We start from the raw sequence: 15,378 nt of genomic DNA, 5'->3' as shown, positions 1-15,378 counted from the left end.
CGTATGCCCGCTTCGCCCCCGCGATGGCCTCGCGTCGGGCACGGCCGAGGTGGTTCGGGGAGGGGGCCGGGCGGGAGTGCCGCCGGGCGGCTGAAGGGGCGAGGAAAACAGTCCGGCCCCGCGACGTCTTGCGGCTAAGGTCGAGGACATGGCTTGCGAGGGTGACCAGGACAGGGACGAACACCGCTCCGCCGAGGAGAGCGGTCCCGCGACGGGGCAGACGACGGCGCCGGACACGGCTGCCGGTGCGCCGCCCGTGGATCCCAAGATCGCCGCCGCCGTGGCCGCCGCCGAGGCGGCCGGACCGGGCGACGGCGGGAGCGTGCGCATCGACAGCTGGATCTGGTCGGTGCGCCTGGTCAAGACCCGCTCCACGGGTGCCGCCGCCTGCCGGGGCGGCCATGTCCGCGTGAACGGCGAGCGGGTCAAGCCCGCCTACTCGGTACGCGTCGGCGACGAGGTGCGTCTGCGGCACGAGGGGCGGGAGCGCGTCGTCGTCGTCAAGCGGCTGATCCGCAAGCGGGTCGGCGCTCCCGTGGCCGTCCAGTGCTACATCGACAACTCTCCGCCGCCCCCGCCGCGTGAGGCGGTCGCCCCCGTCGCCCTCCGCGACCGCGGTGCGGGTCGTCCCACCAAGCGCGACCGCCGCGAACTGGAACGCCTGCGGGGCATGGGCGGGCTGGACGGTCCGAGCGGTCCGGCCGGCCGGCCCGGGGCCCGTTAGGCCGCCGGCCGGCCCCGTCCCCTGGCCGACCGCAGCAGACCCAGCAGCTCCGCGTTGTGCCGCCGCCGCGCCCAGGCGATGAGCAGCAGCGGCACGACGAGGATCAGCGGGGTGGCCGCGTTCTGCCCGTCGAAGGCGGTGAGCTGGACGACGAACGCGCCCACCATGAGCGCGCTCAGCGCCGTCGCGGCCACCGACTGCAGCACCGGCACGAGCAGCGCCACCGCTCCGGCCAGTTCCAGGGCCCCGATGGTGTACATCCCCGCGCTCCCCCAGCCGAGCCGGTCGAAGGCCTCGGCGGCCGTCGGATGCGCGATCAGCTTGGGCAGCGCGCTGGCGAAGGCGTAGAAGAGGGCGAGCAGCACCTGCACCCCGCGCAGCGTGACGCGGGCCCAGCGGCGACGGACGCTCCCCGTCCCGTGGACGGCGGTACCGGACCGGTCGGAAACGACGGCGGGGGCGGCAGAAGCGGCGGCGGATGTACGGAACACGGGGTCTCCTCGTGCTGGCGGTCAATGTCGCTGTCACGGGGGTAGACCGGCGCCTGCCACGAAACTCATCGCTGTACGCGCCCCCTCCCCCAGACGCCGTACGAGCCTCCCCTCCCCCAGGCCGTGAAGTCTCCGGTCCGCCGGGCCGCGCCGGCACCGCCCGGTCCCGGACCCGCTCCTCGTGGCGGCCCGTCCCAGCAGGGAGTACGTTGCGAAAGGAGAGGTGACCGGCGATGCGTACGGGCAGTGAGCCGAGAACCGCGCGCAGTCCGCTGCGGGCGCGGTTCTGGCTGTGCGTGTGGGGAATGCCCTGGGCCATCTTCGGAGCGGTGTTCTTCGCGCTGCTGGGACAGCCCGGGTGGGCCGCCGCCTTCGCGGTGCTGGCCGTCGTCGTCGCGGTCGACATGGCGGTGGTCGTCCGGCACATGCGGCAGGGCGCGCACTACCAGCCGGGGCCCGACGTCCCTCCCTACCAGCCGCCCCGGCCACCGCCCCGTTAGGGGCTGCCCGGCGGATCATGCCGGAGAAGCGGGGTCCGGCACGCCCGTCCGCGGCGTCGTCGTCGGTTGCCGACGCTCCGCGTCGACGCCCTCCTCCGCCTTGCAGCCGCACGCGCGATGCCTCGCACACCCCGGCTGCGAGATGCCGCCGGTCTCCTCCGACGGATGGCGGCGAGTGGTCAGGAGTCGAACCGCGCCCGCTGCAGGTATTCCGGGTTCGGGTCGAGCGCGGCCGCCAGCCGGAAGTGGCGTCTGGCCTGGTCGGAGCGCCCCTGCCGCTCGTAGGTGCGGCCGAGCGCGAAGTGCGCGAAGGCGTTGTCCGGCTCACGCTCCAGGACGACGGTGAACTCCAGCTCGGCGGGCCGCAGCTGCGCGGCCGCGAAGAAGGCACGCGCGCGCAGCAGGCGGGCGGCGGTGTTCTCCGGGTGCGCGGCGATGACGCCGTCGAGCAGCTTCACCGCGCCGCGCGGGTCCCGCGCGGCGAGCAGCTGCTCCGCGGCACGGAAGTCGATGACGTGCGTCTCCGGGGTACGTCCGGTGGATCCGCTGGTCTCGGGCACGGCGAAGTCCTTCCCTCACTGGCGGGGTTCAACGCCCCGGAAGGACCCCGCTATTCCGCGGACGCCGGGCGGGACCCGCGGGCCCTGCGGACCAATTCGGCCCATACCTCCCGCACCCGCTGTTCCAGCCGCTCCAGTGGCACGTCGTTGTCGATGACGATGTCCGCGATCTCCAGCCGCTTCTCGCGTGTCGCCTGGGCGGCCATGCGCGCGCGTGCGTCCGCCTCGGTCATGCCGCGCAGCCGCACCAGCCGGTCGAGCTGGGTGCCGGGGGCGGCGTCGACCACGACGACCAGGTCGTACAGCGGCGCCAGTCCGTTCTCCGCGAGGAGGGGAACGTCGTGGACCACGACGGCGTCCTCGGCGGCGGCCGCTTCGAGCTCACGGGAGCGCGCCCCCACCAGGGGGTGCACGATCGAGTTGAGGACGGCCAGCTTCGCCGGGTCCGCGAAGACGACGGAGCCCAGCCGGGGCCGGTCGAGGCCGCCGTCCGCGGTGAGCACCTCCTCACCGAAGGCCTCCACGACAGCGGCGAGGCCGGGAGTGCCCGGGGCGACGACCTCGCGCGCGATGCGGTCGGCGTCGATCAGCACGGCCCCGCACGCGACGAGCAGCCGCGACACCTCGCTCTTACCGGCTCCGATGCCCCCGGTCAGGCCCACCTTCAGCATGAGCGGAAGCTTAGGGCCTGCCCGGGGGCCGTGTCCGGGGGCGTCAGTTGTCGCCTTCCCGCTCCGCCAGGAAACGTTCGAACTCCCGGCCGATCTCGTCCGCCGACGGGATGTCGACGGGTTCGGCGAGCATGTTGCCCCGGGTCTCGGCGCCCGCGGCCGCGTCGTACTGGTGCTCGAGGCCCTCGACCAGAGCGGTCAGTTCCTCGTCGCCCTCGCGGATCTGCCGGTCGATCTCCGTCTGCGTCCGGTGGGCGTCGGTTCGCAGGGCGTGGGCGAGGCCCGGCAGGACCAGGCCGGTGGCCGCGGTGACGGCCTCCAGGACGGTCAGCGCCGCGTCCGGGTACGGGGAACGGGCGATGTAGTGCGGGACGTGCGCGGCGACGCCCAGTACGTCGTGTCCGGCCTGGATCAGGCGGTACTCCAGCAGCGCTGCGGCGCTGCCGGGCACCTGCGCCTCCTCGAAGGGGCTGGTGCGGGCCGGGACCAGGTCGGTGCGGTTGCCGTGCGGGGTGAGGCCCACCGGGCGGGTGTGCGGGACGCCCATGGGGATGCCGTGGAAGTTGACCGACAGGCGTACGCCGAGCCGCCTGACGATCTGCTGCACGGCGGCCGCGAAACGCTCCCACTCCACGTCGGGCTCGGGGCCGGACAGCAGCAGGAAGGGCGCGCCGGTGCCGTCCTGCACGACCCGCACCTCGATGGCGGGCTCCTCGTAGTCGGTCCAGCGGTCCCCCTGGAAGGTCAGCAGGGGACGGCGGGCGCGGTAGTCGACGAGCCGGTCGTGGTCGAACCGGGCGACGACCTGGTTCGGCAGCGAGTCGAGGAGTCCGTCGACGATCTGGTCGCCGGTCTCACCCGCGTCGATGTATCCGTCGAAGTGGTAGAGCATGACAAGGCCGGCCGACTCCTGGGCGAGCGCCATGTCGACGACGGCCAGGCCCTTCGGTTCCCATGCGTACAAACCCTGCGGATCAAGCACTGTGACCGCTCCTCCTCGTGTTCTCAGTGCACAACGAGGTGCAGGTCGCGGGCATTCCCGGCCCGTGGTCCCGCACAGCCTCCACCCGGTCCACCGGCCGCTCCCCGGCACAGCACGACGGCGGCCCGCATCCCGTTTCCGGGATGCGGGCCGAGTCGTCGGCTGGTGCCTAACGGGTCGGAGCTACTCCTTCAGGGGAGTTCAGCTCTGGCCGCCGGCCAGCTTCTCGCGCAGGGCAGCCAGCGCCTCGTCCGAGGCGAGGGCGCCGGAGTTGTCGCCGCCCTCCGAGGAGTACGAGCCACCGGACGCGGCCGGAGCAGCGGCCTCGCCGCCCTCGGCAGCGGCCTGGGCGTCCGCCTCGCGGGACTTGATGACCTGCTGCTGGTGCTGCTCGAAGCGGGACTGCGCCTCGGCGTACTGGCGCTCCCACTCCTCGCGCTGCTTCTCGTAGCCCTCGAGCCAGTCGTTGGTCTCGGGGTCGAAGCCCTCGGGGTAGATGTAGTTGCCCTGGTCGTCGTAGGACGCGGCCATGCCGTACAGGGTCGGGTCGAACTCGACCGCGGACGGGTCGGCACCGAAGGCCTCGTTGGCCTGCTTCAGCGAGAGGCTGATGCGACGGCGCTCGAGGTCGATGTCGATGACCTTGACGAAGATCTCGTCGTTGACCTGGACGACCTGCTCCGGGATCTCCACGTGGCGCTCGGCCAGCTCGGAGATGTGGACCAGACCCTCGATGCCCTCGTCGACGCGGACGAACGCACCGAACGGAACCAGCTTCGTGACCTTGCCGGGCACGACCTGGCCGATCTGGTGGGTGCGGGCGAACTGCTGCCACGGGTCTTCCTGGGTCGCCTTCAGCGACAGGGAGACGCGCTCGCGGTCCATGTCCACGTCGAGGACCTCGACGGTGACCTCCTGGCCCACCTCGACGACCTCGGACGGGTGGTCGATGTGCTTCCAGGACAGCTCGGAGACGTGGACCAGACCGTCGACGCCACCCAGGTCCACGAAGGCACCGAAGTTGACGATCGAGGAGACCACGCCGGAGCGGACCTGACCCTTCTGGAGGGTCGTGAGGAACGTCTGGCGGACCTCGGACTGGGTCTGCTCCAGCCAGGCACGGCGGGACAGGACCACGTTGTTGCGGTTCTTGTCCAGCTCGATGATCTTGGCCTCGAGCTCCTTGCCGACGTACGGCTGGAGGTCGCGGACACGGCGCATCTCGACCAGGGAGGCGGGGAGGAAGCCGCGCAGGCCGATGTCGAGGATGAGACCACCCTTGACGACCTCGATGACGGTACCGGTGACGATGCCGTCCTCTTCCTTGATCTTCTCGATGGTGCCCCAGGCACGCTCGTACTGGGCGCGCTTCTTCGAGAGGATCAGGCGGCCTTCCTTGTCCTCCTTCTGGAGGACCAGGGCCTCGATCTCGTCGCCGACGGCGACGACCTCGTTCGGGTCGACGTCGTGCTTGATCGAGAGCTCGCGGCTCGGGATGACACCTTCGGTCTTGTAACCGATGTCGAGCAGGACCTCGTCCCGGTCGACCTTCACGATGACGCCGTCGACGATGTCGCCGTCGTTGAAGTACTTGATCGTCTCGTCGATCGCTGCGAGGAAGGCTTCCTCGTTACCGATGTCGTTGACCGCTACCTGCGGGGTGGTGGCGGTGGTCTCGGTGCTGCTCGTCATGTGGGAAAGGGCTCCGGTACGGACATTGAAGTCGTAGGTACTGCTTACGCCGGGAGCCCGTTTCGCTCTGCAGAAGCCGGACAGCCTAGGAAGCGCCGATCCGGTGCCGTGCCCCTTTCGGGACACCACCTGGCCGACGCCTCGACAACCGAGGGGACATACAACAGATGCGAGCGCAGCCTGCTACGTCTGAGGTGCGCAGGCTCGCAGCGCAACTTGTAGCATACGGGGGCAGCCGGGCAGGGTCAACGTACGAAGCCGCCCACGCGGGGCGGATCGCCGCATTCCCGGCACAAAACCCGTCTCCCGAGGCCACGTCGGGGCGCACGACAGCCTTCCGCAGTGACCCACCGGGGACCGGTTGGACGGAAGAGTACGACGAGGGAGCCGATCATCCAAGAGCCCGAACCGTTCGAGCCCGAGGCCACCCGGCGCGAGGCCGGGGCCACGGAGAGCGCCCGTGCCAACCGGGGCTGGTGGGACCGGAACGCGGACGAGTACCAGAACGAGCACGGCACCTTCCTCGGCGACGACCGCTTCGTGTGGGGCCCCGAGGGGCTGGACGAGGCGGAGGCCGAGCTGCTCGGCCCGCCGCGGGAGCTGAAGGGCCGGGACGTCCTGGAGATCGGTGCCGGCGCGGCCCAGTGCTCGCGCTGGCTGGCCGGGCAGGGCGCGCGGCCGGTGGCCCTGGACCTGTCCTACCGCCAGCTCCAGCACGCGCTGCGCATCGGCGGATCGTTCCCGCTGGTGTGTGCCGACGCCTGCGCGCTGCCCTTCGCGGACGGCTCCTTCGACCTGGCGTGCTCCGCCTACGGGGCGCTGCCGTTCGTCGCCGACCCGCGACTGGTGCTGCGGGAGGTGCGCAGGGTGCTGCGGCCGGGCGGGCGGTTCGTCCACTCCGTGACCCATCCGGTCCGCTGGGCGTTTCCCGACGAGCCGGGGCCGGAGGGGCTGTCGGTCGTCTCCTCCTACTTCGACCGCACGCCGTACGTGGAGCAGGACGGGGAGGGCCGGGCGGTGTACGTGGAGCACCACCGGACGCTCGGCGACCGGGTGCGGGACGTCGTCGCGTCGGGGTTCCGCCTGGTGGACCTCGTCGAGCCTGAGTGGCCGGCGCGGAACACCTCGGCGTGGGGCGGCTGGTCGCCCCTGCGCGGCCGCCTGATCCCCGGCACCGCGATCTTCGTGTGCGAGCGGGACTGACCGGCGGGGGTGCGGAGCCCGCGGCGCGGTGAGGGGTTCCCGGCGCGCGTACGACACTGGGGACGTGATCCGTTACGACGCCCTGGACGCCCTGCCCGTGCGCGCCGCGCTGCCCGCCCTGGACGACGCTCTGGACGGGCACGGCACCGCCGTGCTCGTGGCGCCGCCGGGCACCGGCAAGACGACGCTGGTGCCGCTCGCCCTGGCCGGTGCGTTGGGCGGCGCCCCGGCACGGCGGGTGGTCGTGGCCGAGCCGCGGCGGATCGCGGCGCGCGCGGCGGCCCGGCGCATGGCGTGGCTGCTGGGCGAGAGGACCGGCGACAGCGTCGGCTACACGGTGCGCGGGGAGCGGGTCGTGGGGCGCCGCACGCGCGTGGAGGTCGTCACCACCGGAGTGCTGCTGCAGCGGCTGCAGCGGGACCAGGAACTGGCCGGGGTCGACGTGGTGGTGCTCGACGAGTGCCACGAGCGGCACCTGGACGCGGACACGGCGGCGGCCTTCCTGTGGGACGTGCGGCAGGCGCTGCGGCCGGACCTGCGGCTCGTGGCGGCGTCGGCGACGACCGACGCGGAGGGCTGGGCGCGGCTGCTGGGCGGGGCCCCGGTGGTCGCGGCGGAGGGCGCGTCGTACCCGGTGGAGGTGGTGTGGGCCCCGCCGGTGCGTCCCGTGCGGCCGTCGCACGGGACCCGCGTCGACCCGGCGCTGCTGGCGCACGTGGCGTCGGTCGTGCGGCGGGCGCTGACCGAGCGGCCGGGGGACGTGCTGTGCTTCCTGCCGGGCGTCGGGGAGATCTCCCGGGTCGCCGGGCAGCTCGGGGACCTCGGCGACGTGGAGGTGCTGCAGGTGCACGGGCGGGCGCCGGCGGCCGTGCAGGACGCCGTGCTGGCGCCCGGTGAGCGGCGCCGGGTGGTGCTGGCCACGGCCGTGGCCGAGTCCTCGCTGACGGTTCCCGGGGTGCGCGTCGTCGTCGACTGCGGACTGGCGCGGGAGCCGCGCGTGGACCACGCCCGGGGGCTGAGCGCCCTGACGACGGTACGGGCGTCTCGGGCGTCGGGGCGGCAGCGGGCGGGGCGGGCCGGGCGTGAGGGGCCGGGCGTCGTCTACCGGTGCTGGCCGGAGGCGGAGGACGCGCGGCTGCCGCGGTTCCCGGCGCCGGAGATCAAGGTGGCCGACCTGACGGCGTTCGCCCTGCAGGCGGCGTGCTGGGGCGACCCCGACGCCGCCGGGCTGGCCCTGCTCGATGCGCCGCCGGCCGGGGCGATGGCGGCGGCGCGGTCGGTGCTGACAGCCGTGGGGGCGGTGGACGCCCGCGGGCGCGCCACGGACAGGGGCGTGCGGCTGGCCCGGCTGGGCGTGCATCCGCGGCTGGGCCGGGCCCTGCTGGACGCGGCCCCGCTGGTCGGGGGCGAGCGCGCCGCCGAGGCCGTCGCGCTGCTCGCCGAGGAGGCGCCGCGGGAGTACGGCGACGATCTCGCCGCCGCGTTGCGGCGCGCCCGGCGCGGGGGCGACGTCTATGCCAAGCGGTGGCTGACGGAGGTACGGCGGCTGCGGGGCGTGGCCGGGGATTCCTCCGGCGCGCCCGGGGGCGGCTTCCTTCCGGTGACGGCGGGCGACGGGGGGCCGCGCCCGGCCGCGGGGGCGGGAGAGGACCGGGTGGCCGGGCTGGTCGCCGCGCTGGCCTTTCCGGAGCGGGTGGCCCGGCTCGACGGTGGCTCCTATCTCATGGTCTCCGGGACCCGTGCCGAGTTGCCGGAGGGTTCCCCGCTGCGGGGGGCGCCCTGGATCGCCGTCGCCGTCGCGGACCGGCCGATCGGCAGGGGGCACGCGCGGGTGCGGCTCGGCGCCGTCGTCGACGAGGACGTCGTGCGGCTCGCGGCCGGGGCGCTGCGGGAGGAGCGCGACGAGGTGCGCTGGAGCGGCGGCGACGTCGCCGCGCGGCGGGTGGAGCGGCTCGGGGCGATCGAGGCGGCCGTGCGGCCCCTGACCGCCCCCGACCCCGCTCTCGTCCGCGACGCCCTGCTCGACGGTCTGCGCCAGGAGGGGTTCGGGCTGCTGCGGTGGACGCCGGAGGCGAAGGTGCTGCGGCAGCGGCTCGCGTTCCTGCGACTGCACCTCGGCGAGCCGTGGCCCGACGTCTGCGACGACGGGCTGCACGCGCGCGTGGACGAATGGCTGGAGCCCGAGCTGGGCCGGGCACGGCGGCGGGCGGACCTGGCGCGGATCGACGCCGGACAGGCCCTGGCCCGGCTGCTGCCCTGGGCGTCCGGCGACGCCGCCCGGCTGGACGAGCTCGCACCGGAGCGGATCACCGTGCCCAGCGGGTCCCGCGTCCGTGTCGACTACGCCCGTCCCGAGCAGCCCGTCCTCGCGGTGAAGCTGCAGGAGATGTTCGGCCTGCAGCGGTCGCCCGTCCTCGCCGGGGTGCCGGTCCTGGTGCACCTGCTCTCCCCCGCCGGGCGACCCGCCGCCGTGACCGCCGACCTCGCCTCCTTCTGGCGCGACGGCTACCGGAGCGTGCGGGCGGAGCTGCGCGGGCGGTATCCCCGGCATCCGTGGCCCGAGGATCCGGCCACCGCGGAGCCGACGCGGCACACCAACGCCCGGCTCCGGCGCTGACGCCGGGCCCCGGGACACGGGCGGGTGCCCCTGCCTCCGTGCGGCGGCAGAGGCGAACGGCCCGCGACCGGGGGTGGCGGGACAGCCCTCAGGCCGGGTCGCCGGGCGGCTGCTCGGCCGGGGCCTCGGCCGCCGCGACCTTCAGTTCCACGGTCAGGACCGCGCCGCCGGTGGTCGTGACGCGGAGCAGGAACGTGCCGGTGGTGTCGTCCGCGTACAGCTTCGGCAGCGTCAGCAGGCCCTCGGCGTTCGTCCGCAGGTCCTCCAGGGTGCGCACGGGCTTGCCGTCGGCGTCCTTGAAGTAGGGGCCCTTGTCGTTCTCGGCGGTGTCGTCGGCCGACTTGACCAGGGTGGCGGTGGCCGCGACCCCGTCGGCGACGGCGCCCTTGTAGGTGGCCCTGACCCCGACCTGCTCGGCGAACTCCCCGCCCGGTGCGCAGGTCAGCGGGGTGTCGCCGGTGCGGGTGAGCGTGTCGGCGGCCCTCGGGGTGACGGTGGCCCGGTATTCGAGACCCGTGAGCGTGCGGCCCACGACGAGGGCGCGGACGGTGAAGTCGCCCGTGCTGTCGCCCGCCCGGAGCGCCGGTGCGAGGGCGATGCCCGTGGAGTCGGTGAGGACCGTGGCGGTCTTCTCCCCGCCGGTGAAGGCGGCGTCGGTGTCGCCCAGGACGGTGAACCGGATGCGGACCCTGGCGACCGCGGTGCCCGCCGCCGTCTCGGCGCGGGTGCTGATCCTCTGGGCGAACGTGTCGCCCGCCATGGCGGTCAGCTTGCCGGTGCCCGCGTCCTTCAGGCGGGCGACCGTGTCGGTGGGGGTCGGCGTCGGCGTCGGCGTGCCGGGAGCGGGCGGCGGGGTGGGGGTGGACGGTGAGGTCGGCGCCGGGTGCGTCGTGCCGCCGCCCGGCTTCGTGGGCGTGGGGGGCGTGCTCGGCTTGTCCGGCCTGCCGGGCCCGGGGTCCGGCGTGGACGCCGACGGCGACGGGCCGGGGCTCGCTCCGGCGGTGCTGTCGCTGCGGTCGGCGGGCAGCGTGCCGGTGCCGTCCGGGATCGAGTGGGTGCCCTCGCGGTAGTAGTCCAGCCACCTGAGGACGAGGTTCAGGTAGTCCTGCGACATGTTGTAGCTGAGGACCGCCTGCTCGAGGTCGGCGCGGGTGGACAGGTCCCAGCCGTTGCGGCACAGGTAGTGGCCGGCGGCCAGCGCGGCGTCGTAGACGTTGTTGGGGTTCTTCCTGCCGTCGCCGTTGCCGTCGCGGCCGGCCCACGCCCACGTGGAGGGTATGAACTGCATGGGGCCGACCGCGCGGTCGTAGGCGCTGTCGCCGTCGTAGGCACCGCCGTCGGTGTCCTTGATGTGGGCGAAGCCGACGCCGTTGAGGACGGGGCCGAGGATCGGCGTCAGCGTGGTGCCGTCCGCGGCGACGCGGCCGCCGCGGGCCTGGCCCGACTCGACCTTGCCGATCGCGGCGAGCAACTGCCAGGGCAGGTTGCAGCCCGGCTTGGAGGTCCGCAGTTCCGCCTCTGCCTTCTTGTACGCGTCCAGCACGGTCGCGGGGATGCCCGCCTCGGACGGGCCGCGGGAGACGGGGGTGCCGACGGTGGGCGCCGGGTTCGGGCTGTTGAGCGGCGGCAGGTCCGTGTAGTACGGCGAGTTGCCGGTCGCGGCGCGGTCCGCGGACACCTCGGGAGACGGCGTGGCGTCGGCGGCCGTCCGTCTGCCGTGGTCGTCGGTCGTCACCCCCGGTGCCTGGGAGGCGGAGAGGGCCGCGACCGCCGCTGCGGCCACGGCCGTCGTCGCCGCGCCCTTGCGCAGCCTGCTGCCGAAATGCGCCGCCATAGAGTGAACCCCTCCTGTGGACGTCCGAGCGTCCGTCTCTGTGTCTCTGTTCGCCCTGTTGTGACGGTTGAGCCGTGGTGCTGGTTGCCCTGGTGGAGCGTTTCGCCTGGTGTGTTCCCGCCGGTGCGTCCGGCCGCCGCCGCCGGCAGAGCAGCCCAGGTGACCCTACGACAACTTCCCTGCCGGGGGGACCCGTTCGTGTCCGGTTTCACCGGTTGGCCATCAGCCCTTGCATACGGCGTCACACGGCGCGCCTCCCGCATACTGGGCTCCGAGTGATCGTCCGGGCCGACGGCCGGACCAACACGTTGCCGAGGGAGCCTCGTTGCCGTTCACACTGAGTCATGCGGCGGCCGTGCTGCCCGGGGTACGCGGTGACGGCAGCGGCCGGGGCCGGCTGGTTCCGGCGGTGCTCGTGGCGGGTTCCTTCTCACCCGACGTGACCTACTACGCGGCGAGTGTCCGGTCCGGGGCCATGGAGTTCGGCACCGTCACGCACTCCTTCCCCGGTGCGCTGACCGTCGACGTGCTCATCGCCTGGGCCCTGGTGGGGCTGTGGCTGCTGGTGCGCGAGCCGCTGGTGGCCCTGCTGCCGCGGTCCCGTCAGGGGCGCACGGCCGCACTGTCGCGGTGCGGGACCGCCCGGACCCGCGTCAGCTCCGCCGTGGCCGTGTGGTGGTACCTCTCCGCCGCCCTGGGCGCGCTGACGCACGTGATCTGGGACGCGTTCACCCACCTGGACCGGTGGGGCATGCGGCTGTTCCCGGTCCTGGCCCGGGAGCTGGCCGGGGCACCGCTGTACTGGTACCTGCAGTACGGCGGTTCGGTCGTGGCGGCGGCCGTGACCGCCGTGTTCCTGGCGCACGCGCTGCGGCGGGCGCCCGCGGGCGAGCCGGCCGGAGTTCCGGTGCTGTCGGTGCGCGACCGGTGCTGGGCCGGTGCCGTCATCGGGGGCTGCGCGCTGGTGGGGGCGGTGCGGCGGGCCGCGGGGTGGTGGGCGCTGCGCGGGCCGGCGGCCAGGCCGTGGGAACTGGTGCCCACGCTGTGCTTCGGGGCGGGGGCGGGGCTGGTGCTGGGGGTGCTGGTGTACGCGGTCGGCGTCAGGCTCAGCCGCCCGGCCCGGCTCCCGGAGGGGCCCGGCCGGGCCGCGGCGGGGGCGGGGCGCCCGGCCGGACGGTGACGGCTCTCAGTGGGCCGCGGACTCCCAGTCGGTCCCGACGCCGACCGACACGTCCAGCGGGGCCCGCAGGCGGACCGCTCCGGACATCTCGCGGCGGACGATCTCCTCCACCGCCGCCCGCTCCCCCGGTGCGATCTCCAGGACGATTTCGTCGTGGACCTGCAGGAGGATGCGGGACCTCAGGTCCGCCTCGCGCAGGGCCCGGTCCACGTTCAGCATGGCGATCTTGACGATGTCCGCGGCTGTGCCCTGGATCGGCGCGTTGAGGGCCATCCGCTCGGCCGTCTCGCGGCGCTGGCGGTTGTCGCTGTTCAGGTCGGGCAGGTAGCGCCGGCGCCCGAAGAGGGTCTCGGTGTAGCCGGTCGCCCGCGCCTCGTCGACGACCCGGCGCAGGTAGTCCCGCACTCCGCCGAAACGCTCGAAGTACCGGTCCATGAGGAAGCGGGCCTCCGCCGCCTCGATGTTGAGCTGCTGGGAGAGCCCGAAGGCGGACAGCCCGTACGCCAGGCCGTACGACATCGCCTTGATCTTGCGGCGCATCTCCGCGTCCACCGCCGAACGGTCGACGGCGAACACCTGCGAGGCGGCTGTCGTGTGCAGGTCCTCGCCGGAGGTGAACGCCTCGATCAGGCCGGCGTCCTCGGAGAGGTGGGCCATCACGCGCAGCTCGATCTGGCTGTAGTCGGCCGTCATGAGCGACTCGTAGCCCTCACCGACCACGAAGCCGCGGCGGATCGCCCGGCCCTCGTCGGTGCGGACGGGGATGTTCTGCAGGTTGGGGTCCGTCGACGACAGACGGCCGGTGGCGGCGACCGTCTGGTTGAAGGTGGTGTGGATCCGGCCGTCGGCCGCGATGGTCTTGATCAGGCCCTCGACGGTGACGCGCAGCTTGGCCTGCTCGCGGTGGCGGAGCATGATGACCGGCAGCTCGTTGTCGGTCTGGGCCGCCAGCCACGCCAGGGCGTCGGCGTCGGTGGTGTAGCCGGTCTTGGTCTTCTTCGTCTTCGGCAGGGCCAGTTCGCCGAAGAGGACCTCCTGCAGCTGCTTGGGCGAGCCGAGGTTGAACTCGTGCCCGGCGGCCGCGTGGGCCTCCTTCACGGCCTGCTGCACCGCGCCGGCGAACAGCTGCTCCATGGACTCCAGGTGGGCCCGGTCCGCGGCGATGCCGTTGCGCTCCATGCGCGCCAGCAGGGCCGAGGTGGGCAGCTCCACGTCACGCAGCAGGTCGGCGGCGCCCACCTCCTCCAGCCGTTGCCCGAAGACCTCGGCCAGGTCGAGGACGGCGCGGGCCTGGATCATCAGGGCCTCGGCCTCGGCGCCGTCGTCCGCTCCGAAGGCGAGCTGGCCGTCGGCCGCGGCGGCGGGCGCCAGCTCGCGGTGCAGGTACTCCAGGGACAGCGCGTCCAGGTCGAAGGAGCGGCGGCCAGGCTTGACCAGGTAGGCGGCCAGCGCGGTGTCCATGGCCACGCCCTCGATGCGCCAGCCGTGCTCGGCGAAGACCCGCATCGCGCCCTTGGCGTTGTGGAACACCTTGGGGCGGCCGGCGTCGGCCAGCCACGCGGCGAACGCGGTCTCGTCCGCCTCGTCGAGCTGGGACGGGTCGAACCAGGCGGCGGCGCCCGCGCGCGGGCCGTCGGTGCCTTCTTCCCGCGCGGCTTCTTCGGGCTGCGTCTTCGGCGGCGCGGCGAGCGCCACCTCGGCCACCGAGCCCACGCCGAGCGCCCAGGTGTCGACCGTGGCGACGCCGAGGGTCCGTGTGGCGTGTTCGGCGAGCCACGGCGCCAGCTCACCCGTGCCGAGCACCGTGCCGTCCAGCTCGACGCCGTCGGCCACGACCGGGGTCGTCTCGGCCTCCTCCGTGCCGGGGTCGACGGCGAAGAGCCGCTCGCGCAGCGACGGGTTACGGATCTCCAGGGTGTCCAGCACCATCGCCACGGCCTTGCGGTCGTACGGCAGGCGTGCGAGGTCGGCGACCGCCCTGGGCAGCTCGACGTTCCGCTCCAGCTCGGTGAGCCGGCGGTTGAGCTTCACGGCCTCCAGGTGGTCGCGCAGGTTCTGCCCGGCCTTGCCCTTGACCTCGTCGACGCGCTCGACCAGGTCGGCGAAGGAGCCGAACTGATTGATCCACTTCGCGGCCGTCTTCTCGCCGACGCCGGGGATGCCCGGGAGGTTGTCGGACGGGTCGCCGCGCAGCGCCGCGAAGTCCGGGTACTGCGCCGGCGTCAGCCCGTACTTCTCGACGACCTTCTCGGGGGTGAACCGGGTCAGCTCGGAGACGCCCTTCGTCGGGTACAGCACCGTGGTGTGCTCGGAGACCAGCTGGAAGGAGTCGCGGTCACCGGTGACGATCAGCACCTCGAAGCCCGCGGCCTCGGCCTGGGTGGCGAGGGTGGCGATGACGTCGTCCGCCTCGAAGCCCTCCACGGCGAAGCGCGGCGCCTGCATCGCGTCCAGCAGCTCCCCGATCAGCTCGACCTGGCCCCTGAACTCGTCGGGGGTCTTGGAGCGGTTCGCCTTGTACTCGGTGAACTCCTCCGAGCGCCACGTCTTGCGGGAGACGTCGAAGGCCACCGCGAAGTGCGTGGGTGCCTCGTCACGCAGCGTGTTGGCCAGCATCGACGCGAAGCCGTAGATCGCGTTCGTCGGCTGACCCGTCGCGGTCGTGAAGTTCTCCGCGGGCAGCGCGAAGAACGCGCGGTAGGCCAGCGAGTGCCCGTCCATGAGCATCAGGCGGGGGCGCTCGCCGGGGTTCTTGTCGGTCGTCTTCGATGCTGTTTCTGCCACGCCCCGATCCTGCCACGCCGCACTGACACAGGCCCCGTCCGGAGGACATCCCGCCGGCCGCGGGCATCAGCTCCGGGGAGGCCCGGAGAGCCACCGGCCGCCCGTGCAGCGCACCGACAGCCCGCGGCTGACCGTGGACC

General features: G+C 73.7%; 12 protein-coding genes. 5 read left to right on the top strand and 7 right to left on the bottom strand.

The window, feature by feature from the left end:
* Nucleotides 1-148 precede the first annotated feature (148 nt).
* Nucleotides 149-724: an RNA-binding S4 domain-containing protein gene (locus tag ACWDNY_RS25760; protein ID WP_451648167.1), complete on the top strand. Its 576-nt coding sequence runs from the start codon at nt 149-151 to the stop codon at nt 722-724.
* On the opposite strand, the gene ACWDNY_RS25755 is transcribed toward ACWDNY_RS25760, so the two are convergent.
* On the bottom strand, nt 721-1,215 hold the full coding sequence (locus ACWDNY_RS25755; RefSeq protein ID WP_451648166.1) for a DoxX family protein: 495 nt from the start codon (nt 1,213-1,215) through the stop codon (nt 721-723). The two genes, ACWDNY_RS25760 and ACWDNY_RS25755, sit on opposite strands and share 4 nt — an antisense overlap.
* A 233-nt stretch (nt 1,216-1,448) precedes the next feature.
* On the opposite strand from ACWDNY_RS25755, the gene ACWDNY_RS25750 reads away from it, so the two are divergent.
* Nucleotides 1,449-1,715, top strand: coding sequence for a DUF6343 family protein (locus ACWDNY_RS25750; RefSeq protein ID WP_451648165.1), 267 nt, complete (start codon nt 1,449-1,451; stop codon nt 1,713-1,715).
* 179 nt (nt 1,716-1,894) lie between these two features.
* On the opposite strand, the gene ACWDNY_RS25745 is transcribed toward ACWDNY_RS25750, so the two are convergent.
* The 4 genes from ACWDNY_RS25745 to rpsA all read right to left on the bottom strand — a co-directional run bounded on the left by ACWDNY_RS25745 (nt 1,895) and on the right by rpsA (nt 5,620).
* Nucleotides 1,895-2,275, bottom strand: a complete 381-nt coding sequence (locus ACWDNY_RS25745) for a tetratricopeptide repeat protein (protein ID WP_451648164.1) — start codon at nt 2,273-2,275, stop codon at nt 1,895-1,897.
* A 50-nt stretch (nt 2,276-2,325) separates the two neighbouring features.
* Nucleotides 2,326-2,946, bottom strand: a complete 621-nt coding sequence (gene coaE, locus ACWDNY_RS25740; protein WP_451648163.1) for a dephospho-CoA kinase — start codon at nt 2,944-2,946, stop codon at nt 2,326-2,328.
* A gap of 43 nt (nt 2,947-2,989) precedes the next feature.
* On the bottom strand, nt 2,990-3,928 hold the full coding sequence (locus ACWDNY_RS25735; RefSeq protein WP_451648162.1) for a PAC2 family protein: 939 nt from the start codon (nt 3,926-3,928) through the stop codon (nt 2,990-2,992).
* 201 nt (nt 3,929-4,129) lie between these two features.
* Complete coding sequence (rpsA, locus tag ACWDNY_RS25730; RefSeq protein ID WP_451648161.1) at nt 4,130-5,620, bottom strand: 30S ribosomal protein S1; 1,491 nt, start codon at nt 5,618-5,620, stop codon at nt 4,130-4,132.
* A gap of 342 nt (nt 5,621-5,962) precedes the next feature.
* Between rpsA and ACWDNY_RS25725 the strand changes: the two genes are divergently transcribed.
* Together ACWDNY_RS25725 and hrpB are read left to right on the top strand one after the other, a co-directional pair.
* Entirely contained in the window at nt 5,963-6,823 is an 861-nt protein-coding gene (locus ACWDNY_RS25725; RefSeq protein WP_451648160.1) for a class I SAM-dependent methyltransferase, read from the top strand.
* Between the two features lie 64 nt (nt 6,824-6,887).
* On the top strand, nt 6,888-9,440 hold the full coding sequence (hrpB, locus tag ACWDNY_RS25720; protein WP_451648159.1) for an ATP-dependent helicase HrpB: 2,553 nt from the start codon (nt 6,888-6,890) through the stop codon (nt 9,438-9,440).
* A gap of 88 nt (nt 9,441-9,528) precedes the next feature.
* On the opposite strand, the gene ACWDNY_RS25715 is transcribed toward hrpB, so the two are convergent.
* Nucleotides 9,529-11,274, bottom strand: coding sequence for a lytic transglycosylase domain-containing protein (locus ACWDNY_RS25715; RefSeq protein ID WP_451648158.1), 1,746 nt, complete (start codon nt 11,272-11,274; stop codon nt 9,529-9,531).
* A 325-nt stretch (nt 11,275-11,599) separates the two neighbouring features.
* On the opposite strand from ACWDNY_RS25715, the gene ACWDNY_RS25710 reads away from it, so the two are divergent.
* Nucleotides 11,600-12,454: a DUF4184 family protein gene (locus tag ACWDNY_RS25710; RefSeq protein ID WP_451648157.1), complete on the top strand. Its 855-nt coding sequence runs from the start codon at nt 11,600-11,602 to the stop codon at nt 12,452-12,454.
* Nucleotides 12,455-12,460: 6 nt separating this feature from the next.
* Here ACWDNY_RS25710 and polA read toward each other — a convergent pair whose 3' ends face one another.
* Nucleotides 12,461-15,238, bottom strand: a complete 2,778-nt coding sequence (gene polA, locus ACWDNY_RS25705; protein WP_451648156.1) for a DNA polymerase I — start codon at nt 15,236-15,238, stop codon at nt 12,461-12,463.
* Nucleotides 15,239-15,378: the final 140 nt, after the last annotated feature.

The organism is Streptomyces sp. NPDC003697, from assembly GCF_053587115.1.
Note: the sequence above shows the minus strand (reverse complement) of the source record. Positions and strands in the feature narration are given on the sequence as shown.

Bases quoted from the DNA above. Each gene is read 5' to 3' on its own strand.
- ACWDNY_RS25760 (WP_451648167.1), top strand. From the start codon at position 149: ATGGCTTGCGAGGGTGACCAGGACAGGGACGAACACCGCTCCGCCGAG.
- ACWDNY_RS25750 (WP_451648165.1), top strand. From the start codon at position 1,449: ATGCGTACGGGCAGTGAGCCGAGAACCGCGCGCAGTCCGCTGCGGGCG.
- coaE (WP_451648163.1), bottom strand. From the start codon at position 2,946: ATGCTGAAGGTGGGCCTGACCGGGGGCATCGGAGCCGGTAAGAGCGAG.
- rpsA (WP_451648161.1), bottom strand. From the start codon at position 5,620: ATGACGAGCAGCACCGAGACCACCGCCACCACCCCGCAGGTAGCGGTC.
- ACWDNY_RS25715 (WP_451648158.1), bottom strand. From the start codon at position 11,274: ATGGCGGCGCATTTCGGCAGCAGGCTGCGCAAGGGCGCGGCGACGACG.